This window comes from Rhizobium sp. P43, from assembly GCF_056730705.1.
Window position 1 is genome coordinate 2,251,117 of sequence record NZ_CM161539.1, and the last position, 22,079, is coordinate 2,273,195.

15 protein-coding genes are annotated in these 22,079 nt (G+C 62.2%); 7 read left to right on the forward strand and 8 right to left on the reverse strand.

The features are described from left to right. Positions 1-252 precede the first annotated feature (252 nt). The gene (locus tag AC1PUL_RS11210) at positions 253-396 is read right to left on the reverse strand and encodes a type ISP restriction/modification enzyme (protein ID WP_480464276.1); all 144 of its coding nucleotides are present in this window, start codon (positions 394-396) and stop codon (positions 253-255) included. A 663-nt stretch (positions 397-1,059) separates the two neighbouring features. Between AC1PUL_RS11210 and AC1PUL_RS11215 the strand changes: the two genes are divergently transcribed. The 3 genes from AC1PUL_RS11215 to AC1PUL_RS11225 all read left to right on the forward strand — a co-directional run bounded on the left by AC1PUL_RS11215 (position 1,060) and on the right by AC1PUL_RS11225 (position 2,582). Then, complete coding sequence (locus AC1PUL_RS11215) at positions 1,060-1,953, forward strand: uracil-DNA glycosylase (RefSeq protein WP_480464277.1); 894 nt, start codon at positions 1,060-1,062, stop codon at positions 1,951-1,953. A gap of 143 nt (positions 1,954-2,096) precedes the next feature. Continuing rightward, positions 2,097-2,288: a hypothetical protein gene (locus AC1PUL_RS11220; protein ID WP_480464278.1), complete on the forward strand. Its 192-nt coding sequence runs from the start codon at positions 2,097-2,099 to the stop codon at positions 2,286-2,288. Positions 2,289-2,423: 135 nt separating this feature from the next. Next, entirely contained in the window at positions 2,424-2,582 is a 159-nt protein-coding gene (locus tag AC1PUL_RS11225; RefSeq protein WP_480464279.1) for a hypothetical protein, read from the forward strand. Between the two features lie 53 nt (positions 2,583-2,635). On the opposite strand, the gene AC1PUL_RS11230 is transcribed toward AC1PUL_RS11225, so the two are convergent. Then, positions 2,636-3,547: a hypothetical protein gene (locus tag AC1PUL_RS11230; RefSeq protein ID WP_480464280.1), complete on the reverse strand. Its 912-nt coding sequence runs from the start codon at positions 3,545-3,547 to the stop codon at positions 2,636-2,638. Positions 3,548-3,856: 309 nt separating this feature from the next. Between AC1PUL_RS11230 and AC1PUL_RS11235 the strand changes: the two genes are divergently transcribed. Then, positions 3,857-5,092 (forward strand): MFS transporter, encoded by a 1,236-nt coding sequence (locus tag AC1PUL_RS11235; RefSeq protein ID WP_480464281.1) that lies wholly within the window; start codon positions 3,857-3,859, stop codon positions 5,090-5,092. A 4-nt stretch (positions 5,093-5,096) separates the two neighbouring features. Here AC1PUL_RS11235 and AC1PUL_RS11240 read toward each other — a convergent pair whose 3' ends face one another. Then, positions 5,097-6,035 (reverse strand): DMT family transporter, encoded by a 939-nt coding sequence (locus AC1PUL_RS11240; RefSeq protein WP_480464282.1) that lies wholly within the window; start codon positions 6,033-6,035, stop codon positions 5,097-5,099. A gap of 294 nt (positions 6,036-6,329) precedes the next feature. On the opposite strand from AC1PUL_RS11240, the gene AC1PUL_RS11245 reads away from it, so the two are divergent. The 3 genes from AC1PUL_RS11245 (at position 6,330) to AC1PUL_RS11255 (ending at position 12,962) form a co-directional block, all read left to right on the forward strand. Continuing rightward, complete coding sequence (locus tag AC1PUL_RS11245; RefSeq protein WP_480464283.1) at positions 6,330-7,439, forward strand: methyl-accepting chemotaxis protein; 1,110 nt, start codon at positions 6,330-6,332, stop codon at positions 7,437-7,439. 248 nt (positions 7,440-7,687) lie between these two features. Continuing rightward, complete coding sequence (gene pepN / locus AC1PUL_RS11250) at positions 7,688-10,336, forward strand: aminopeptidase N (RefSeq protein WP_480464284.1); 2,649 nt, start codon at positions 7,688-7,690, stop codon at positions 10,334-10,336. A gap of 265 nt (positions 10,337-10,601) precedes the next feature. After that, positions 10,602-12,962 (forward strand): PAS domain-containing sensor histidine kinase, encoded by a 2,361-nt coding sequence (locus tag AC1PUL_RS11255; protein WP_480464285.1) that lies wholly within the window; start codon positions 10,602-10,604, stop codon positions 12,960-12,962. Between the two features lie 79 nt (positions 12,963-13,041). Here the strand turns inward: AC1PUL_RS11255 and AC1PUL_RS11260 are convergent, their stop codons facing one another. From AC1PUL_RS11260 to AC1PUL_RS11280, 5 genes are all read right to left on the reverse strand, one after another. Then, a complete protein-coding gene (locus AC1PUL_RS11260; RefSeq protein WP_480464286.1) occupies positions 13,042-14,973 on the reverse strand; it encodes a methyl-accepting chemotaxis protein in 1,932 nt (643 codons plus the stop codon). Between the two features lie 121 nt (positions 14,974-15,094). After that, the gene (locus AC1PUL_RS11265) at positions 15,095-18,046 is read right to left on the reverse strand and encodes a bifunctional [glutamine synthetase] adenylyltransferase/[glutamine synthetase]-adenylyl-L-tyrosine phosphorylase (protein ID WP_480464287.1); all 2,952 of its coding nucleotides are present in this window, start codon (positions 18,044-18,046) and stop codon (positions 15,095-15,097) included. Positions 18,047-18,098: 52 nt separating this feature from the next. Beyond that, a complete protein-coding gene (locus AC1PUL_RS11270) occupies positions 18,099-19,514 on the reverse strand; it encodes a sensor histidine kinase (RefSeq protein WP_480464288.1) in 1,416 nt (471 codons plus the stop codon). A gap of 1 nt (position 19,515) precedes the next feature. Next, positions 19,516-20,274: a response regulator transcription factor gene (locus AC1PUL_RS11275; RefSeq protein ID WP_480464289.1), complete on the reverse strand. Its 759-nt coding sequence runs from the start codon at positions 20,272-20,274 to the stop codon at positions 19,516-19,518. A gap of 98 nt (positions 20,275-20,372) precedes the next feature. Continuing rightward, positions 20,373-21,914 carry a Do family serine endopeptidase gene (locus AC1PUL_RS11280; protein ID WP_480464290.1) on the reverse strand — a complete coding sequence of 514 codons (1,542 nt, stop codon included), beginning with the start codon at positions 21,912-21,914 and terminating at the stop codon, positions 20,373-20,375. Positions 21,915-22,079 lie beyond the last annotated feature (165 nt).

Genomic DNA, 22,079 nt, shown 5'->3' on the forward strand with positions numbered 1-22,079 from the left:
GGGAGGCGCGCGACGCAGCCGGATCTGCCTTCTCCCCGCTTGCGGGGAGAAGGTGCCCGAAGGGCGGATGAGGGGCATCCTGTGATCAGCTCACCGCCGCGCGTTCTTCATCGCCTCCGTCACCGCCATGGTCTCAACAGACACAGTCGTCACCCGGGCGATGAGATCGATGACATGCTCCTTGTAGTCGGCGAAGCGGTAGGTGTTGAACTTTTCGCGGATCGTCGGGTCCTTCGGGGTCTTTTCCTTGTACTAGTCGAGGATCCATTCCAGCCCCGAGCGGTTGCCGAGCCGGTAGTCGAAGGCCGCCGGCGGAATGCCGGAGAGCACCGTTTCCGTATCGATGCGGATCTGGCCGTTGTCACGATCGGCTTTCAGGAACGGGTTGAGCTTCACTCCCGATTGTCTACTATAACGCGACGTTGAATACGGAGGCGCAAGTGAGATTTCCTGTGACTCTCTTACTTCTTTTGGCTCAGCCAGCGATGGCTGCGGAGCTCACGCCTCGCGACTACTCGCCTACAGATACAGCATCCATACGTACAATCGCTATAAAGAGAGACCCCGGTTACAATGTAGTTGTTGTAGGTATCGCCAATCGATCGACAGTGCCGTTTAATGTCAACTACGCCTGCACCCTGATTGATTCAACGGGCCAACCCTTTGGAACAACAGGAGGCACGGCCAATGCTGTCCCGCCCTTTCAGGAGATAATCTCCGAAAGCATATCGTTTGCCGAAGATGCAGCGGGGGCAGCTTGCCGTATCGAGTTTACACTCCCCCTCAACTGATCTCGCCGAAGGGGGCGACTAGAAGCAAACAGTGTTACTGAGTTGACGGGGTAGCGTCGTCGTGACGTGGCCGAGTTGGATTTCATCGGTTGTCCTTCACCCAGATCATACATGGTTCAAACAAGTAAGGCTGCGTGGTCTTCGTGTGGTTCTTTCCCTCGTACAATGCGCCGTGGCGGACGCAACGGGCCACAGGTTGTTTGCCGGCAACATCCCCCGCCCCGCTTTCCATTTGCCTTTCCCCTTCCAATCACACTAGAACAGCCTGATGATCCAAGCCCGCGACATGACGCCCGCAGAGCTAGCAGCGCTTCTCGCATTCCATGCGGAAGCGGGCGTCGAATGGCTCGTGGAAGAGGATCCCGTCGACCGGATCGCGGCTTTTCAGGCCGAGAAGGCAGCGCGGCAGATCACGCAGCGGCAGGCGGACGCTTCGACATCGAAGACGCCTTCGAGAACGGCGCCGGCCCGAGGTGCCGCCGCCGCATCAGAGCGTCAGCCGGCGCGGGCCCAGCCTTCGCAAAGCTCCGCTTTGCCCGCAATTCCGGATGAAAATGCCGTCGCAGAAGCCCGTTTTGCGGCCGAAAGCGCCCGTTCGCTGGCTGAGCTGAAGACAGCGATCGAGGCTTTTGCCAGCTGCAACCTGAAGACCTCGGCGCGCTCGACAATCACGGCCCAGGGTGGCGGCACGGCCGGCATCATGGTGATCGGCCCCATGCCGAATGCCGACGACGACCGCGAGGGTCAGGCTTTTTCCGGTCGCGCTGGTCTGCTTCTCGACCGCATGCTCGCCGCCATCGGCCAGAGCCGCGAGAGCGTCACCATCACCACCGTCATTCCCTGGCGCCCTCCGGGTGACCGCATGCCGTCTGGCCCGGAAACGGCCATCTGCCGACCGTTCATCGAACGGCAGATCGCGCTTGCCGAACCCCGCCTGGTGTTGGTGCTCGGCAATTTCGCCGCACGTTTCTTCTTCGGTGAAACCGGAACGATCCATGCGCTCCGAGGAAAATGGCGCGAAATCGGCGTCGGCGGCCATTCGGTGCAGGCGATGGCGACCCTGCATCCGCAGGAGCTCCTGTCCGCCCCGGCCAGCAAGGCGCTGGCCTGGATGGACCTGCTCGCCTTTTCCGAACGCCTCAATCCAGCCAATAACGGCTAAATTTATAGCAGTGTAAACAAATTATGAAAACTGCCATGCGCAGAATGCATGGCAGTATCGCAGCCATGCCGGTTGCCGAATCTATGCTGCACTGCGATATATAGAGTCGAAAGTGGGAGGGACACTTTTAAAGGAAGACCACCGTGAGCCTTCGCACCCGTCCTATCCATTGCAAATTCGAGACCCTGCGTCTCGCAGGCGAAACCGGTCGCGGCGCCAGCCCCTACAATCGCAGTGGCAGCGGCGTTGCAGCCGAGCAGCTGAGCGCCCGCTTCGCCGGTCAGGCTGGCCGCATCGCGCGTCCCGCCACCGTGTTTTCCGACTTCCGCGCCTGAAGTCAGCTTGCGCCGCCGAGCCAGCATGCGAGGAACGCATATCAGGGCTTCCGCATTGTGCATTGCGGCAATCGTTCAGCCGTGAACAAATATAATCGCAGAAATCGATATGCATAGAGAGCAGAGGACAAGACCATGAACATCTCGTTCCACCCCGTCCGCAGCCTCCGTGAGGCCATGCACCAGATCGGCCATGCCGTCAGCGCGTCGGAAGAACTGTCGATGGCAGCGCGCAAGCGGAAGCAGGCTCAGGACCGAAGTGTCGATCGCGCGCTCCAGCCGCTCGGCTTCTGATTGAACACGGATTGCTTGCTCACAGGGCCCGCCATGTGCGGGCCTTTTGCGTATCAGTGACCGCCGACCGCGCCGAGGCGCGGATCAGACTTTCCCACGCGCGCCGAGCCGCAGATCCGCTCATAGGCGAAATCGACGATCGCGAATTTGATCGCCTGCCAACCGCAATATTCGTCCAGGAAGTCGCGCCGCAGGATGCAGTGATTGCGATCTCCGTCCGGCCAGTGGAGGCAACCGCTTTCGACGGCGCGACGGAAGAGCCGCTGGAGATGGGTGCGGGAAATCATGAAATGCTCGGCCATCAGACGCGCGTCGATCCGGCCGATATTGTAGCCCTCGGCATCGGGCGACAATTCCATGGCACGGCGCACCAACTCATCCATCACGAGACCGCCGGCTTCCGTCCAGAGGAAGAGGGCCACGCGCGGCGGCGGTTCCAGCCAGCTGGGGTCCAGGCAGGCCCGCCGGGCAATCTGCGGCTGGATCTGGCGAAACAGATCGGGCTGCTCGGCCAGTGTTGCCGCCCTTTCGCCGCCATCCAGGCGGTCCAAGAGCTCAAAATTGGTCATCAGCCACTGATGCATGGCCTTATGGGGCAATTCCGTCGCCTCGTAGCGTCTGGGGCGGCGGTTTGGGTCGCCAGCGATGCGAACAAACTTGTAGCTCAGCAGTTGGTCGAGGAAATTGAGGACTGTGTTGCGGCTCGCGGCATTGTTCGAGGTGATGATTTCCCGGAGATTGGTGGTGGTCAGACCGCTTCCCGGTTGGCTGGGATCATATTCGAGCTGCAAAGCGAACGCGGCCTGGCTGAGCAGCCATCGCTGATGGGATGCCAGCATGCGGGAAAGGCGCGGGCTCTGGTCAAACTGGCTCCGCAATTTGCCGGCATAGGCGCGCAAGGCAGAAATGAAATGCGGGTGTCGGGCGATCGCGGTCGGTGAAAGGCTCATGACACGGTCATCCATGTCTGTCGATCCGGCCAGGAAAAGGTGGAGCACAAGCGGCTGCCACTTTGCCGTTTTACAACGCTTTTACTCGCGCGACCTGGCTCCATTCGACCCCTTTGGCGGGCACCAGACCGAAATTCGGCGCCTCTCTCACCCAGTTGTTTTAAAGGTAAACGATTTGCTCACAGTGTTTCAATCATTTATTGCCCGAATCTGCGAGAGAATGCTCAAAGCTCCCGCAAAAGCGCAAAACTGCGTCGTATTCAACATTTCACCTGCCGGGCCATGCTGGCACTATTCTTGAAGACGAGTTGCCCGGGGGAACCAATGCTGTCCAGTCTCGCATCGATTGCCACCCTGATGCTCTCCACCCTGCTGATGATGGCAGGCTTTGGCCTGATGGGCTACATGCTGCCAATCCGCTCGCTGAACGAGGGCTGGTCGACCTTCATCATCTCCGTCATCGCCACGGGCTACACCTTCGGCTTCACGGTCTCCTGCGTCGTCACGCCGATCTTCGTGCGCCGTGTCGGCCATGTCCGGGTGTTTGGCGCTTTGATTACCTTGCTCACCGTCTCCATCCTGCTCTGCGCTCTCGTGGTCGAGTGGTGGGCCTGGGTCATCTTTCGCGGCCTTTCCGGCTTTGCCATCGCCGGTGCCTATCTGCTGATCGAGAGCTGGCTCAATGAGCGAGTCACCAATGCCAATCGCGGGGCGCTGTTTTCCGTTTACATGGTGACCTGCCTGGTCGGCTCGATCGGCGGGCAATACATCGTGCCGCTGGGCGATGTGAATGGACCAAACCTCTTCATCATCTGCGCGCTGATCTTCTCGCTGGCGCTGTTCCCCGTCGCTCTCTCGACCGCGCCTTCGCCGACACCGATCGCAGAAGCGCGCTTCGATCTCAAACGCCTCTATCGCCGCTCGCCAATCGCCTTTTTCGGCTCGCTCCTGTCGGGCGCGCTTTCAGGCACCTGGGGCAGTCTCGGAGGCGTCTATTCCCAGACGATCGGCATGACAACGGCTGAGGGCGCCACGCTGCTTGCTGCCTTTCTCGCAGGTGGGGCGCTGGCCCAGGTGCCGATCGGGCGTATCTCGGACCGAATGGACCGGCGCCTGGTCATGGTCGCCTCCGGGCTCTTCGGCGTCGGCGCCTGCGGTTTGATGATCGCCTTCAGCGCCGGCGACGCAACGGCGCTCTACGTTGCCGGCTTCTTCGTCGGCACCGTGCTCTATCCGGTCTATTCCTTGAATGTCGCCCATGCCAATGACCTGGCCGATCCCGACGAATATGTGACGCTCTCCAGCGCCATCATGATCCTTTACGGCATGGGCACGGTGACCGGCCCGCTGATGGCCGGCAGTCTGATGCAGTGGTTCGGGCCCAATGCACTCATCGTTTTCCTCGGCCTCGCCTTCGCGCTCTATGCCACCTATGCCGCCTGGCGCATCACACGGCGTCCCGACAAGGGGTCGCTTGCCGACAAGGCCGATTTCCAGGCCACTGTTCTGCCCATGCAGGGCACGGAAGGCGCCTCGCCCCTCTCCGATCCCGAGCGCTGATCGGTCATCCCTGAGGGGTCGAGGCCTTGCGGGCGGCACGCCGTTCGAGGCCCAGCTGATGCTCCCGGTAGATGATGAAGATCCCGGCTCCAACGACGATTGCCGCACCGATCAAGGTGGTTGCGGGCGGGATCTCCGAAAAGAGAATATAGGCCGCGATCGAGCCGAGAATGATCGAACAGTATTCGAAGGGGGCGATCGTCGAGACATCGGCAAAGCGATAGCTCTCGGTCAGCAGAATCTGGCCGAGACCGCCGAAGAAACCGGCCAGCGCCAGAAGTGCCAGCGCGCGCCACGAGAGTTCCGCCCAACCGAAGAACCAGGTGAGTGCTGATAAAAGCGCTGCTGTGACGGAAAAGAACAGGACAATCGTCGAGGTCTTTTCTTCCCGCACCAGCTGGCGAACCTGCAGCATGGCGCCAGCGCCGAGCATGGCCGAGATCAGAACGGCCACCGCCCCCATCGCCGCCTCGGAGCCCAGACCTTGCTGACCAAACAGAGTCAGCTTTGGCAGGGATATGATCAACACGCCGACGAGGCCGACGACCACAGCAGTCCAACGGTAGAGCCGAACCGTCTCCTTGAGGAAGACAGCGGCAAAAATGACCGCGATCAACGGCATCGCATAGCCTATGGCGATGGCATCCGGCAGCGGCAGATGCACCAGACCATAAAAGCCGGTCCCCATGGCACAGACGCCAAGAAGACCTCGCTTCAGGTGACCGAGCGGATTGTCCGTCTGCATCGCCGAGCGCAATTCGCCCCGCCAGGCGAGGTAGATAACGATGGGAAGGATCGCGAAGGCAGAGCGATAGAAGCTGATCTGTCCAGGGGGAATGCCGCTTCCGGCGAGTTTGATGCAGGTCTGCATGGCAACGAAGACGGTCACCGAACAGACTTTCAGCACAATGCCGCGCAGCGGATTTGGGTCGGCAAAGGCCATGGGTTCAGGTGTCTTAGATGCGTGTGGCGGACGTGTCAGGATTTGCGCCAGGCTTCGGGAACGTGGCCTCTGCCTCGCCTCGGACTCGGCACAGACCTAGCTTGCATGCCGGGCGGCATGCCGCAAGCCGCATCTCACGCAAGATTGATCCAATAATGGTTGAAGTACGAGCCCCATACAACTCTTCGATTAACCGCGTTTTAATCGAAGAAAACTTATTTCCTAAGAATAAGTCATATTAATGCGGCGTCTTCTGCCGTTTTTCGATCGTTTCATTTGAAGAGGATTGGCGCCATGCCGCAGGCAGATCCCCAGAACCAGCAGCCGACAGACATCCCCGCAACGCCGCGTTCGATGCGCCTGATCACGGAAAGCATCGGCAGTGACCTGGAGCGCTTCAGCGCCGACAACGCGCTGATCGTGCGCCAGATCCGGCTCCTGGCGATCAACGCGCTCATCGAGGCAGCCAGGGCTGGCGAGACCGGTAAAGGCTTTGCCGTCGTCGCCAACGAAGTGCAACGCCTTGCCCAGGGGGCGGGCGAAACCGCAGAACGCTTCCAGGAGAACGTGCTCGGCCGCATACGGCAGAGCCGTGACATGGCCGATGATCTCGTGGCGCAGATGGAGGGGGTGCGGCTGGTCGATCTCGCCCAAACCCTTGTCCAGTTCATCGTGCGCAATCTCTTCGAGCGTACCGCAGACGTGCGCTGGTGGGCGACCGACAGTGCGCTGTGGGAAGCGCTCGAAGAGCCGACACCGGAGCGGGCAAACCATGCGGCAAACCGGCTCGGTGTGATCAACCGTTTCTACACGGTCTATCTCGATCTGGTCATGACAGATGCGAGCGGCCGCGTCGTGGCGTCGGCCAATCCGCGCTACCAGCGCAATCTCAGCAACAAGGATCTGTCGAACGAGGAATGGTTCCGCGCGGCGCGCGGCTGCCGCAGCGGAGACGACTATGTCGTCGATACCGTCAAGCGCAGCGCCCTGCACGACAACCGCGACATCCTCGTCTACGCGACCGGCATCCGCGCCGGCGGTCGCTCTGACGGTCAGTTGCTCGGCACGCTCGGCGTCTATTTCGACTGGAAGGCGCAGGGCCAGGCGATCGTCGACAAGGAAGCCAACCTGCCGCCACAGGTCGCCGAACGCACCCAGGTCCTGCTGCTCGACGGCAGCAACATGGTCATCGCGTCCTCCCGTCCCGAGCGACTCTACACCCATTTCGCGCTCAACAATCCAGGCAACCTCGCCCGGGGCAGCTATTATGACCATAGCGGCGCCACCGTCGCCTTTGCCAAGACCCTTGGCTATGAAGATTATGACGGGCTCGGCTGGTCGGGTGTCATCGTGCAAACGCTGGAGAGCGACGACGCGCTGCGTCAGCAATTGCGTCTGAAGTGAACCAGGTCGAAACCATAGATGTATTTTTAGCAAAGATGAAACGGCGACTATTCTTGGATTCTGAGCGTCTTCTGGGCGCACCAACCGAAGAAAAGCGGCCGACTGATCAAGAGCATACCCGAAAATAGCTCGCGTTTTAACAATCGTTCAGAAATTGCTGCAATTATTGCCGGCAACTTGACCCCATTCGGCCGCGAGCCCTTCCACTCGCGCCGGGGTGGCCAACCCCGCAGCGACCAGGACACACAATGCGCACAGATACGGGCCGGATCGTTCATCTGGCAGACTACCGCCCCACCGACTTCGTTCTGGAACGGGTTGATCTGACTTTCGAACTGGACCCGACGGAAACCAAGGTGGAAGCCCGCCTGATCTTCCATCGCCGCGAAGGTGTCGATCCGACTGCGCCCCTGGTGCTGGATGGTGACGACCTCACCATGACCAGCCTGCTGTTCGACCAGATCGAACTGGATCCCGCGCGCTACACCGCGACGCCGGAGAGCCTCACCATCCGCGACCTACCGGAATCGACGCCTTTCGAGATCACCGTTGTCACGATGATCAACCCGGAGGCCAATACCCAGTTGATGGGCCTCTACCGCTCAAACGGCATCTATTGCACCCAGTGCGAGGCCGAGGGCTTCCGCCGCATCACCTATTTCCCCGACCGTCCGGATGTGCTCGCCGTCTATACGATCAACATCATCGCCGACAAGGCCGCCAATCCGCTGCTCTTGTCCAACGGCAACTTCCTCGGTGGCGCCGGCTTCGGCCCGGACAAACATTTCGCCGCCTGGTTCGATCCGCATCCGAAGCCGTCCTATCTGTTTGCGCTGGTTGCCGGCGATCTCGGCGTGGTCGAAGACACCTTCACGACCATGTCCGGCCGTGACGTGACGCTGAAGATCTATGTCGAGCACGGCAAGGAGCCGCGCGCGGCCTATGCCATGGATGCGCTGAAGCGCTCCATGAAGTGGGACGAAGAGGTCTTTGGACGCGAATATGATCTCGACATCTTCATGATCGTCGCCGTCTCCGACTTCAACATGGGGGCCATGGAAAACAAGGGCCTCAACATCTTCAACGACAAGTATGTGCTTGCCGATCCCGAGACCGCGACCGACCAGGACTACGCGAATATCGAGGCGATCATCGCGCATGAATACTTCCACAACTGGACCGGCAACCGCATCACCTGCCGCGACTGGTTCCAGCTCTGCCTGAAGGAAGGCCTCACCGTCTATCGCGACCACGAATTCTCCGCCGACATGCGCTCGCGCGCGGTCAAGCGCATCGCCGAAGTCCGTCATCTGCGCTCGGAGCAGTTCCCGGAGGATGCCGGCCCGCTGGCACACCCGGTGCGTCCGACCAAGTATCGCGAGATCAACAACTTCTACACGACGACCGTCTACGAGAAGGGCTCGGAAGTCACCCGGATGATCGCGACCATTCTCGGCCGCGACGACTTCAAGAAGGGCATGGACCTCTATTTCGAACGCCACGACGGCGAGGCCGCGACGGTCGAGGATTTCGTCAAGTGCTTCGAGGATGCAAGCGGCAAGGATCTGACGCAGTTCTCGCTCTGGTATCACCAGGCCGGCACGCCGCAGATCACCGTCTCCTCGGCCTATGATGCCGGCGCCAAGACGCTCACCCTGTCGCTTGAGCAGATGATCCCGGCCACCCCCGGCCAGAGCAGCAAGGAGCCGATGCATATTCCGCTGCGCTTCGCCCTGATCTCGGAAAACGGCCCGGAAGCCTCGGCCTCCGCGATATCAGGCGGCGATGTCACCGGCGATGTGCTGCATCTCAACCAGCGTGCCCAGACCTTTACCTTCTCCGGCATCGGCAGTCGCCCGGTCGTCTCGCTCAATCGCGGCTTCTCGGCTCCGGTGACCCTGCATTTCGCCCAGAGTGCCGAGGATCTCGGCCATATTGCCCGCCACGACAGCGATCTCTTCGCCCGCTGGCAGGCCATCACCGATCTTGCCCTGCCGGTCTTGACCGACGCGGCCAAGACCGCCCGCGAGGCTGGCTCCGTGACGACAAGCCCCGCTTTCATCGACGTGCTGCTCTCAGTTGCTGCCGACGAGGCGCTGGAACCCGCTTTCCGCGCTCAGGCGCTCTCGCTTCCGAGCGAAGCCGACATTGCCCGTGAACTGGGCGACAACAACGATCCCGACGCAATCCATGCCGGCCGCCAGGCCGTGCTCGGTGCCATCGCCACGGCAGGCGCCGATGTCTTCCGCAAGCTCTACGCCACCCATTCGGCTTCCGGCCCCTTCTCGCCGGATGCTGCAGGTGCCGGCAAGAGGGCTTTGAAGAACCTTGCGCTTTCCTTCCTGTCGCTGGCGGAAAACAGCCCGGCGCTGGCCGCCGAGGCCTTTGCCAAGGCCGACAACATGACCGACCTGTCGCAGGCGCTGACCATTCTGGCCCACCGCTTCCCGGATGCGGCCGAGACGAAGGCGTCACTCGCTGCCTTCGAGACGCGCTTTGCCTCGAATGCGCTCGTTCTCGACAAGTGGTTCACCATCCAGGCGACGATCCCGGGTGCGGCGAGCCTGGAACGGGTCAAGGCGCTCATGGCAAGCCCGCATTTCCAGCCCAGCAATCCGAACCGCGTCCGCTCGCTCGTCGGCACCTTCGCCTTCGGCAACGCGACCGGCTTCAACCGCGCAGACGGCGCAGCCTATACCTTCTTTGCCGAGCAGATCCTGGCGATCGACCCGCGCAATCCGCAGCTGGCGGCCCGCCTACTGACGGCCATGCGCTCCTGGCGCCTGCTTGAAGCCGGCCGCGCCGAGAAGGCTCGCGCCGCACTTTCGACCATCGAGGCTTCGGCGACGTTGTCGACCGATGTGCGCGACATCGTCGAGCGCGTGCTCAAGGGCTGAGACAGCCCCGCGAACCATTCATGAAGGCGCCGGCAAAACCGGCGCCTTTTTTCGTCCGAAGGCTCGTTCAGAGGCCTTCAAGGCTGCCTGATTTCCCATCAGATTCAGCCGCTTGCCACGTCGCCAATAAAAAAGCGGAGTCGGAGCAAGGGGTTAATATTTTCTTTACGCACCGGCTCTGGACAAGGCGAATCGGTCATGATTCCTTGGCGTCAGATTCGAGCAAGCGGCGCTTCGAATCACACGAGGGACAGAGGCAGGGACGATGTTGGACGCGCGGCGGGTCACCGCAGCTGATGAGCGGCTGCGCATCAAATTTTCGGACATGGTGGAATTCTTCAGGCGGCACGGAGGGGCTTCCTCCGACTCTTCGTCTCAGGCGCATGGCGCAGCGCAGGCCACGGCGCGCTCGCGGCGCATCGAGACCATTTTGCGCCGGGCGATCCCGGTGCTCATCCTCGCCTTTCTGACCGTCGTGGCACTTGCGCGCACGATCGGCATCATGAGCGAGCATCAGCGCATGGAAAACGCCGTTCGTCAGTCGACGGCCCTGATTGCGGCAACCGTGAACGCGGCTCTCGGGGAGCGGCTCCCGCTCTTTGAAACACGCAATCGCGTCGAGGCGGAAAAGCGCCTCTCGACTTTCCTCGACCGCGAACACTTCTCCCATGGCGCCTTCGTGCTGCTCGTCGATCCGGCCGGCCGGGTCTTTGCCTCGTCACCGGAAGCCGCCGGTCAGGTCGGTGCGACACTGCAGAGCCTGCTGCCCGAGGTCATGACCATCCGCCAGTCCGGCAGCCGGACCGGAGCCATCGAAACCGACCTCAACGGCATTCCGCATCACGCGATCTTCACGCCCGTCGGCACGGATGGTGCGATGATCGTCGCGGCCCATTCGCTGCAGGCGGTCGAGGATTTCTGGCGCCGCGAACTCTCGCTGAACGTCACGCTCTTCACCTGCATCTCGGTGATCCTCTTCGTCATTCTCTACGCCTATTTCTATCAGGTGAAGCGGGCCCGCGAGGCAGACGATACCTTCCTGGAATCCAACCTGCGCGTCGAAACGGCGCTGGCGCGTGGCCGCTGCGGGCTGTGGGATTTCGATCTGGAAAGCCGCAAGCTGGTCTGGTCGCGCTCGATGTACGAAATGCTCGGCCTCACCCCGTCCGCCCAGCCGCTCGCCTTTGCCGATGCAGCCCGCCTGATGCATCCTGATGACGGCAATCTCTATGCGCTCGCCCGCTCCGTCGGCCGTGGCAGCTCGCGTCACATCGACCAGATCTTCCGCATGCGCCACGCCCAGGGCCACTATGTCTGGATGCGGGCCCGCGCCCAGATCATCTCGACCACCACGGGCGAGCAGCATGTGATCGGCATCGCCATGGACGTGACCGAGCAGCATCGACTGGCCCAGCGTTATGCCGAAGCCGATCAGCGCCTGGCGGACGCCATCGAATGCACATCGGAAGCCTTCGTGCTCTGGGACAAGAACGACAAGCTGGTCGCCTGGAACGGCCATTTCCAGAAGGTTTACGGCCTGCCGGATGATGTGCTCGTCCCGGGCAAGGAGCGTGCCGTTGTGCTTGCTGCCGCCGGCAAGCCGATCATCCAGCGCCGCATTGCCGATGCCGATGACGGCACCAATTCGCGCACCTCCGAGGTGCAGCTGGCCGACGAGCGCTGGCTGCAGATCAACGAGCGCCGCACCCGTGACGGCGGCCTGGTCTCGGTCGGCACCGACATCACGCTTCTGAAGCGTCACCAGGAGCGCCTGCGCGACCAGGAACGCCGGTTGATGGCAACCATCGGCGACCTCTCCGCCTCTCAGAAGATCCTGGAGCGGCAGAAGACCGAACTCTCCGACGCCAACGAGAAGTATCTCGCCGAAAAGCAGCGCGCCGAGGCCGCCAACAAGGCAAAGTCGGAATTCCTCGCCAATATGAGCCATGAGCTCAGGACGCCGCTCAACGCCATCCTCGGCTTCTCGGAAATCCTGCTTGCCCGCATGTTCGGCCCGGTCGGCTCGCCGAAATACGAGGAATATGCCAAGGACATCCACGAAAGCGGCAAGCATCTCCTCAACGTCATCAACGACATCCTCGACATGTCGAAGATCGAGGCGGGTCAGATGAAGATCCGTTGCGAAACGATCGATCTCTGCCCGCTGATCGAAGAAAGCATGCGCCTCACCGCAATTCCGGCCGAAGAGAAGAACATCACCGTCGAGCAGCGCGTCGAGCCTGGCCTGTCGCTGATCGCCGACCGCCGCGCCATCAAGCAGATCCTGCTCAACATCCTGTCGAATGCCGTGAAGTTTACCGACGAAGGCGGCAAGATCGCCCTTCGTGCCCGCAAGGTCGAGGGTGCCGTCATCGTCTCGATTGTCGATACCGGCATCGGCATACCGAAGAGCGCGCTCGGCAAGATCGGCAACCCCTTCGAACAGGTGCAAAGCCAGTATGCCAAATCGAAGGGCGGTTCCGGCCTCGGGCTTGCCATCTCCCGCTCGCTGGTGGCCCTGCACGGCGGCTCGCTGAAGATCCGCTCCCGCGAGGGCCAGGGCACGGTGGTGTCGCTGCGCATCCCGGAAACCCTCGCCTTCGCCCCGATGCGCCGCGCGGGTTGAGACGCCACCCCCACCTATCTCCAGAAACGCAAAGGCCGTCCGGTGGGCGGCCTTTGCTGTTTCAGGCTGATGGCTCTCTTCAGAACTCTTCCCAGCTCTCGGCCTTGGCCGAGGTCATGCCGAGGGCGCCAGCGACCTTGTTCATCATCCGGCGTGCGGGGGAGACGACAGGGGCGTGGGCGCTGCTGCTGGCGACCACCGGACGATGCGCGCCTTCGGAGGTGCCAAGCTGGAACTGCGAAATCAGCTGGCGCAGGCGCTCAGCTTCCGACGCCAGCGAGGCGGACGCGGCCGTCGCCTCTTCAACCATGGCCGCGTTCTGCTGCGTGGTCTGGTCCATCTGATTGACGGCCGTGTTGACCTCGGAGAGACCCACCGATTGTTCACGTGACGAGGTGGCAATCGCATCCAGCTGACCGTTGATCGCGATGACGTGGTCGCCGATCACCTTCAGCGCCTCGCCGGTTGCCGTCACCAGCTTCACACCGCTTTCGACCTCCTGGGCCGACTTGCCGATCAGTTCCTTGATCTCCTTGGCGGCCTGGGCGGAGCGCTGGGCAAGCTCGCGCACTTCCTGGGCAACAACCGCGAAGCCCTTGCCCGCTTCACCGGCGCGGGCGGCTTCGACGCCGGCATTCAGCGCCAGAAGATTGGTTTGGAAGGCGATTTCGTCGATCACGCCGATGATGTTGGAGATCTGGCTCGATGAGCTTTCGATCCGCTGCATGGCGTCAACCGCATCGGCGACCACCTGGCCCGACGTCTTGGCAGAGGCTGTTGCCTGGGCGGCCATGTTGCGGGCCTCTTCGGTGCGCTTCGACGAGTTCTGCACATTGGTCGTGATCTGGTCGAGCGCGGCAGCGGTTTCCTCGAGCGAGGCCGCCTGCTGCTCGGTGCGCTTCGACAGGTCGGAAGCGCTCTGGCTCAGTTCGCGCGAACCGCCATCGATTGCGGTCGCTGACTGTGCCACGGCGCTCAAGGTGCCGCGCAACTTGGTCACGGCTGTGTTGAAGTCGGCACGCAGGCTTTCAAAATCAGCGGCAAACGGGGTCAGCAACTGATAGCCGAGGTCACCATCGGAAAGACGCTGCAGGCCCTCTGCGAGGCCCGAGGTTGCCTGCGCCATGTCTGCCGACCGCTTCCGGTCCGCCTCGGCAGCCCTTGCCCGCTCCGCTTCGGCCTGGCTGCGTGCGGCTTCCGCTTCACTTTCCAGTTCGCGGGCCTTCAGACCATTGACCTTGAAGACCTGTACGGAGCGCGCCATCAGACCGATCTCATCGCGGCGATCGGTGCCGTCGACATGGGTATCGAAGTTGCCGGCCGCGAGCACGTCCATGGTTTGCGACATTTGCCGGATCGGACGGACCAGCCAGGCGCGCATGGCAACAAACCCGCCTATCAGGACTGCGGCGATGCCAAGGAAGACACCGATCAGCGAATTGCGAGCTGCGGCAGCCGTAGCATCGGATAACTCCTGGGCACGCGCATTCGATGCCGCGGCGATCTTGGTCACAAACGCGCTAAACTGCGGGGTGATCTGAGCGAAAGCCGGCTGGCATTCGGTCAGAAAAATCTGTTGGCTCTCGGCGATAGCTTCGGGTGTGGTAGCGAGTCTGCCGAGAGATACAGCGCGGCCACAGGTCTTTTCGACGATCTGTAGGACTTGGTCGCGCAGGCCAGAGATTTCTGCTTCACTAGGCAGTGCCTTGATCGCCATATCAGTAAACTGAAGAAAGGATGCCTTGGTGTCGGCCAGCTCCTTCTCGGCAGCGGCGATGGTGTCGGGATCGGCGGCCATCAGCATATCCCCGATCGATGCGCGCATCTGCTGTATCGTGCGCCCGGCGCGCGAAATGTACAGCGCTCCGGTCGTTTCATTCTCAAGGAGACCCGTGTAGGTCTCGTTCGTTGCGGTGAGCTTGCTGCCCATAAAGAGTGCGACCCCCATCGAAAAAATTCCGAAGGCGGCCATGATGGCAATGAACTTGCCCAGAATTGGTATGTTCCGCATTCCCATCTCCCACTTCAAGCGGTCAAGTGACCAGACGATTCGGGAGGAAAGTTTATTGAGCCACCATTAATTTACAGATATTCTAAATTAGATCACTCGAATATCACGTAAATTTTATGGCCTATGCGACCACGCGTGAAAACACTCCTCTGACCGCCTTGGATAGTCGTTTCACCTCCGCCTCAGCTGTCTTCACATCCGGGCTCTCGGCTGCCCGCGCCACCCGATCCGTCAAACCGGCGGGCACTTTGTCGGGATCGAAGGGACCGTCAATACACAGCCTTATGACCTGCGACAGATCGGTGTAGAGCTTTAAGGCCGTCAGGCAGGTGTCGAGATCGTTCGGATCGAGGAGTGTACCGAGCGCCTTCAGGGCCTCCGCCGTCGACAGTTCGTTGGTGCGCACGCGATGCCCCTTCGAAGGGGCGACCAGGGCCAAATACTGCGCAATGAATTCGATATCAACAAGGCCACCGGGAATGAGTTTCAGATCCCAGATGTCCCGTGCCGGCTTCTCCTGCTCGATCAGCCCGCGCATCTCGGCCACATCCTTGACGGTCTTGGCCTGATCCCGCGGTGCTGCCAGAACCTCCTCGATGATGCGCTCGGCCTCTTCGATCAGGCTCGGATCGCCGGAGATCATCCGCGCCCTTGAGAGCGCCATGTGCTCCCAGGTCCAGGCCTCCTCGCGCTGGTAGCGGGCGAAGGATCTGAGCCGGGTTGCGACCGGCCCCTTGTTGCCGGAGGGCCGCAGCCGCATGTCGACCTCATAGAGCACGCCTTCCGCCGTCGGGGCAGACAAGGCCGCGATCAGCCGCTGCGTCAGCCGCGTGAAGTAGCGCACCGGGTCGAGCGGCTTTGCACCATCCGATTCCGCTGCATCGTCGTCATGCTCGTAAAGCAGGATCAAATCGACGTCGGAGCCTGCCGTCAGCTCGTAGGAGCCGAGCTTGCCCATGCCGGCCAGCGCCACCCGGCCGCCCGGGATCCTGCCATGCGCTGCCTCCATCTCGGCAATGACCGCCTTCAGCGCCTCGTCGATGACGAGGCCGGCAAGATCGGTGAAGGCATGGCCCGCCTGGGCGCCACCGATCGAACCGGTCAGCAGGCGAATGCCGATCAGAAAGCGCTGTTCGGCGGCAAAGATGCGCAGCCGGTCGAGGATTTCCTCATAGTGGCGCGCGCTGGAGAGAAAGCTCTTCAGCCGCTTGCCGAGATAGTCGCGGGTGGGAAGTTCGACCAGGAGACCCGGATCCAGCATGCCGTCAAAGACATGCGGGCGCTCGGCGATGATCTCGGCAAGCCTCGGAGCAGCCGCCATGATGTTGACCATCAGGTCGAGAAGGGCGGGATTGTTGCCGAGCAGCGAGAAGAGCTGGATGCCGGCGGGGAGCCCAGAGAGGAAGTTGTCGAAGCGCAGCAGCGCCTCGTCGGCCCGCCGGCTTTCGCCGAAGGCCTTCAGGAGATCCGGCGTCATCTCGGTCAGCCGCTCGCGGGCCTCCACCGATTGCGTCGCCCGGTAGCGACCGTAATGCCAGGTCCTGATGACGCGGGAGATGTCCTCCGGCCGCTCGAAGCCAAGGCCCTTCAGCGTCTTCAGCGTATCCGGATCGTCCTTCTGCCCGGTGAAGACGAGATTGCCTGTCGCACTCGACAGGCCCTCCTCCTTTTCGAAGAGCCGGGCGTAACGTTTCTCGACGGTCTTGAGCGTCGTTTCCAGCGCGCGGGAAAAGGCGGTCGTGTCGATGAAGCCCAGCATGAAGGCGATGCGCTTCAGTTCGGCCTCGGTCTCCGGCAGGACATGGGTCTGCTCGTCATGCACCATCTGGATGCGGTGTTCGACATCGCGCAGGAACCAGTAGCAGTCGGTCAGTTCTTCTGCCGTCTGCGCGTCGATCCAGCGGGCGGCGGCGAGTGCGTTCAGCGCCTCTTCGGTCGGGCGGCAGCGCAGATCCGGCATACGGCCACCGGCAATCAGCTGCTGGGTCTGGGCAAAGAATTCGATCTCGCGGATGCCGCCGCGTCCCAGCTTGACGTTATGGCCCTTCACCGCAATCGCACCATGGCCCTTGTGCACATGGATCTGCCGCTTGATCGAGTGGATGTCGGCAATTGCCGCATAGTCGAGATATTTGCGGAAGACGAAGGGCACGAGTTCCCGCAGGAAGCTTTCGCCTGCCTTCAGGTCGCCCGCGACCGGCCGCGCCTTAATGAAGGCGGCGCGCTCCCAGTTCTGGCCCCTGCCCTCGTAATAGATGAGCGCAGCCTCGACCGGTACGGCAAGCGGCGTCGAGCCCGGATCAGGCCTCAGCCTCAGGTCGGTGCGAAAGACATACCCATCTGCCGTGCGCTCCTGCAGGATACGCACCAGACGGCGCATCATCCGGCCATAGGTCTCCATGGCGTCGACAGGGTCTTTCAGGATGCCGGCGTCCGGATCGTAGAAGATCACGAGGTCGATGTCGGAGGAGTAGTTCAGCTCGCGGGCGCCATGCTTGCCCATGCCCAGCACGATCAAGCCGCTACCTTCAGCCGGATTGCCGCGGTTCTTCAGGGTGAGTTTGCCGCCTTCATGGCCGGCGAGCAGCAAATGGTCGATCGCGGCTCCAACCGCAGCATCGGCAATGGCCGTCAGCCAGGCTGTGGTGTCGCGTGCGGTGAAGACGCGGGCGAGATCGGCGAGCGCCGTCAGAAAGGCGACCTTGCGCTTGGCGCGTCTCAGCCGTGCCATCACCTCCGCCTCGCCAGGTGCCGCACCGGAGGCGTCGGGCGCCCAAGCATTCCGCGCCGCGTCGATCGCGTCCAGGATCTGCGGCTCCAGCGGCTGGGACACCGCCTCGAGCAGAAGCGAGGGTTTCAGGTTTGCGACATCGCGCAGATAGGGAGAGAGCGTGAAGGCCGAAAGCACGAATTGGCGGAGCGGCCCCTCAGTCGAAAGATGCTCGGCCAGTGCCGGCTCCTGCTTCGTCAGGTCCTTGAGAAGTGCAACCGCCGCCTTCAGCTCCGTCTGGTTCAGCGGACGGATCACCCCATCCGCCACATCGGACAATCTGCTCGTCCTGCCGTTCCCCATCAGCCTCTCCTCTCCCGGTCGAGATTTCTCGCGAATCTCAAACCTGAATAGGTTACGGCTTCATTCCGGGAAAAACCATCGTTGCCGTCAGACCCGGATAATCGGGATCATCGCGCGTGTGGGAGAGCTTCAACTGCCCGCCATGCAGGGCCATGATCGCCTCGACCAGAGAAAGCCCTAGGCCCGTGCCCGCCTTCGACCGGCTCTTGTCCAGCCGCACGAAGCGTTTCACCACCTCCCCGCGCTTGTCTTCCGGCACCCCCGGCCCCTGGTCGGAAACGGCAATTTCGACGCCGGCTGCCCCTCGCGAGACGCGCACCCGGATCTCCGAGCCCGCCTCGCCCTGGCTGCCATATTTGATCGCGTTGTCGATGAGGTTGGAGATCGCCTGCCCGACCAGTTCGCGATTTCCCCGTACCGAAAGACCCGGCGCGATCTCGCAGATCATTGTCTGACCCGCCTCTTCGGCGACCGGCTCGTAAAGCTCGGCGCTGTCGGCGGCAACAGCTGAAATATCGATGTCTGAGAGTTCGGCGGCAATCGAGCCAGCTTCTACTCTGGAGATCATCAGCAGCGCATTGAAGGTGCGGATCAGCTGGTCGGATTCGGCGATGATCGTCTCCAGCGCCGCCTTCCTCGCATTCGCATCATCCTCGTCCAGCGCATCGGCCGCCTTGTTGCGCAGGCGCGTCAAAGGTGTCTTCAGGTCATGGGCGATGTTGTCGGAAACCTGTTTCAGCCCCTCGTTCAGCTGTTCGATGCGTCCCAGCATGCCGTTCAGCGAGGACGACAGCCGGTCGAACTCGTCGCCCGATCCTGACACGGGAAGGCGCTGCGAGAGGTCGCCGGCCATGATCTTCTGACTTGCCGCCGAGACCCGGTCGATGCGCTTCAAGGCATTGCGTCCGATGGCAAACCAGATGACGACAGCCCCGACGCCCATGATCAGAAGCGCCACCATCAGCGCCTGGCGCACCAGCAGTCTCAGCTTGCCCGGTTCGCCGAGGTCACGCCCGACCAGCACGCGCAGGCCATTCTCGAGGATGAAGACATGGCCGGTCGCCAGATGGCGTTTCACGCCGCCGCTGTCGGTATAGCGCTGGTAGCGGAAGGGGAAATCCGTCCATCCCTCTTCATCGAAAACGCCTGGCTGCAGAGAGGCGACATTGCCGGCGAGGATTTCGCCATTCGGCCCGGCAATCACATAGAGGTTGGCCCCCGGCTGGCGGGCGCGGCGCTCCATGGTGCGCAGCAGCTGGTTGATCCCGCCGCGTTCGAAGGCGCCCTGAATTTCGGTGATTTCCTGGCGCAGCGCCTCGCGGGTCTGATTGTTGAGGATACGCTCGGCGAGCCCCGTCACGTAGAAGACGAGGAAGGCGGCGCAGAGCGCAAAGAGCAGGATGTAGAGCGCGGACAGCCGCACGGCCGTCGACTTGGCCAGCACCCCGAGACGGGCCTTGAGCCGCATGTCAGCCTTCGTCCTTGATCATGTAACCGGCACCGCGCACCGTCTTCAGAAGCGGCTTGTCGAAATCCTTCTCGATCTTGGAGCGCAACCGCGAGACATGCACGTCGATGACATTGGTCTGGGGATCGAAGTGATAATCCCAGACATGTTCGAGCAGCATGGTGCGCGTCACCACCTGCCCGGCATTCTTCATCAGATATTCCAGCAGGCGGAACTCGCGCGGCTGCAGCAGGATTTCCTTGCCCGCCCGCTTCACCTCGTGAGAGAGCCGGTCGAGTTCAAGGTCGCCGACGCGGTAGACCATGTCCTGTTCCGGCTTGCCCTTGCGGCGACCGAGCACCTCGACGCGCGCCAACAGTTCGGAAAAGGCATAGGGTTTCGGCAGATAGTCGTCGCCGCCGGCGCGCAGGCCCGTGACGCGGTCATCCACCTGGCCGAGTGCGGAGAGAATGAGGACGGGCGTGTCGATGCCGCGCTTGCGCAGTTCGCTGATCACCGAAAGGCCATCGCGGCGCGGCAGCATGCGGTCGACCACCATCACGTCATAGCTGTTTTCGGTGCCCATGAAGAGGCCGCTTTCACCGTCGCTCGCATGATCGGCGACGATGCCGGCCTCGCGAAAGGCCTTGGTCATATAGGCTGCTGCTTCCAGGTCGTCTTCGATGACAAGTATCTTCATGTGCGCGACATTAGCGTCGCCGCCTGCCACCGTATAGCCGGTTTCGCCGGACTTCGGCTGCGCTTGCTCCGCGATCCCCATGCTTCGTCCTTTCCTGACACTCGGGCGGTAAACAACCGCCGGAAACGACAAGGGGCGCCGCCGGTCCACGACCGCCGGCGCCCCTCGTCACATCACAATCAGCCCTGGTTGATCGGGAGCGCCACGAAGCGGCTGCCGTTTTCCGATTCGACCTGGAAGAGCGCCCGGGTGCGGCCGTCCTTCTTGGCCTGATCAAGGACACGCTGGACATCGGCCGCCGAGGAGACTTCCTGGTTGTTGACCGAGGTGATCGTCTCGCCGGACTTCAGGCCCTTGTCGGCGGCATCGCTTGCCGGATCGACATCGACGATCGCCAGACCCTTGCCGCCGTCAGCCGGACGGACGGAGAGGCCGAGGCCCGACAGTTCCTGCTCGGCTTCCGGAGCCGGAGCCGTGTTGTTTTCCGTGTCGGCGCTCGCAGACTGTTCGGCCGGCAATTCGCCGAGCTTGACCTTGACTTCGGTCGCCTTGCCATCGCGCCAAAGGGCCACGTCAACGGTGGTGTTGGGTGCGAAGGCTGCAATGCGGCGGGCGAGATCGCGGGGATCCTTGACCGGATCGCCGTTGACGGCGGTCACCACGTCGCCCTGCTGGATGCCGGCCTCTTCGCCCGGCGAACCGGCCTGCGGGGCAACGACCAGAGCGCCGGCGGCTTCAGACAGGCCGAGGCTGTCGGCGATGTCCTGGTTCACGGGCTGGATCTGTACGCCGAGCCAGCCGCGCGACACCGTACCGGTCTCCTTCAGCTTGGCAATGACATCGGTCGCAACCGAGGCCGGGATCGCAAAGGCGATACCGACATTGCCACCCGAGGGCGAGAAGATCGCGGTGTTGATGCCGACGACTTCGCCGTTCAGGTTGAAGCCGGGGCCACCCGAATTACCACGGTTCACGGCCGCATCGATCTGCAGGTAGTCGTCATAGGGGCCGGAGCCGATGTTGCGGCCACGGGCGGAGATGATGCCGGCGGTCACCGTGCCACCGAGGCCGAAGGGGTTGCCGACGGCGACAACCCAGTCACCGACCCGGACCTTCTCGTCATCGGCAAACTTCACATAGGTGAACTTGGTGTTAGGCGCATCGACCTTCAGCAGAGCGAGGTCGGTGCGGCTGTCCTTGCCGACGAGCTTGGCGTCATACTCCTTGCCGTCGTTCATCACGATCGTGAAGGCCGAACCGTCGTCGATGACGTGGTTGTTGGTGACGACATAGCCGTCTTCGGAGATGAAGAAGCCGGAACCCTGGGCGGTCGGGCGCAGACGACCCGGGCCGCGCTCGGCACGCGGACGCTCGCCGGGGCCTTCCATGCCAGGGCCGCCGAATTCACGGAAGAAGCGCTTCAGCGGATGATCATCCGGCAGATCTTCGAAGCTGCGGCCACCGAAGTTGAAGGAGAAGTTATTCTCATCATTTGATGCAGGCTGGACGTTCGACTGGACGCGGACGGATACGACGGCCGGCAGGACCGCCTCTACGACATCGCCAAAGCTCGGCACCTGCGGTGCGTTGACCTCGACGGGGGCAGCGAGCGCCGGAACGGCGGCGAAGGGAGCAGCGGTCACCATCATCACGGCCGCAAGGCCGGCAGCGGTGGAGGTCTTGAGGATGGTCTTGAGGGAGCGACCTTTGGTCTCGGACATTTGATCTACCTTCATCTGTTCTTCTGACTGGAGCCGCCGGCCTACCCGGCGGTGGGAAGCGGTGGATGACAGGAGATATAGGGGGCGTCACGTTACGGCGAACTGTACGGCAGATGAATTCTTCGTAATCTTTGGCGGCAACATTGACCGCATTTGACCAGACAT

Bases quoted from the DNA above. Each gene is read 5' to 3' on its own strand.
- AC1PUL_RS11215 (WP_480464277.1), top strand. From the start codon at position 1,060: ATGATCCAAGCCCGCGACATGACGCCCGCAGAGCTAGCAGCGCTTCTC.
- AC1PUL_RS11225 (WP_480464279.1), top strand. From the start codon at position 2,424: ATGAACATCTCGTTCCACCCCGTCCGCAGCCTCCGTGAGGCCATGCAC.
- AC1PUL_RS11230 (WP_480464280.1), bottom strand. From the start codon at position 3,547: ATGGATGACCGTGTCATGAGCCTTTCACCGACCGCGATCGCCCGACAC.
- AC1PUL_RS11235 (WP_480464281.1), top strand. From the start codon at position 3,857: ATGCTGTCCAGTCTCGCATCGATTGCCACCCTGATGCTCTCCACCCTG.
- AC1PUL_RS11240 (WP_480464282.1), bottom strand. From the start codon at position 6,035: ATGGCCTTTGCCGACCCAAATCCGCTGCGCGGCATTGTGCTGAAAGTC.
- AC1PUL_RS11245 (WP_480464283.1), top strand. From the start codon at position 6,330: ATGCCGCAGGCAGATCCCCAGAACCAGCAGCCGACAGACATCCCCGCA.
- pepN (WP_480464284.1), top strand. From the start codon at position 7,688: ATGCGCACAGATACGGGCCGGATCGTTCATCTGGCAGACTACCGCCCC.
- AC1PUL_RS11255 (WP_480464285.1), top strand. From the start codon at position 10,602: ATGTTGGACGCGCGGCGGGTCACCGCAGCTGATGAGCGGCTGCGCATC.
- AC1PUL_RS11260 (WP_480464286.1), bottom strand. From the start codon at position 14,973: ATGCGGAACATACCAATTCTGGGCAAGTTCATTGCCATCATGGCCGCC.
- AC1PUL_RS11265 (WP_480464287.1), bottom strand. From the start codon at position 18,046: ATGGGGAACGGCAGGACGAGCAGATTGTCCGATGTGGCGGATGGGGTG.
- AC1PUL_RS11270 (WP_480464288.1), bottom strand. From the start codon at position 19,514: ATGCGGCTCAAGGCCCGTCTCGGGGTGCTGGCCAAGTCGACGGCCGTG.
- AC1PUL_RS11275 (WP_480464289.1), bottom strand. From the start codon at position 20,274: ATGGGGATCGCGGAGCAAGCGCAGCCGAAGTCCGGCGAAACCGGCTAT.
- AC1PUL_RS11280 (WP_480464290.1), bottom strand. From the start codon at position 21,914: ATGTCCGAGACCAAAGGTCGCTCCCTCAAGACCATCCTCAAGACCTCC.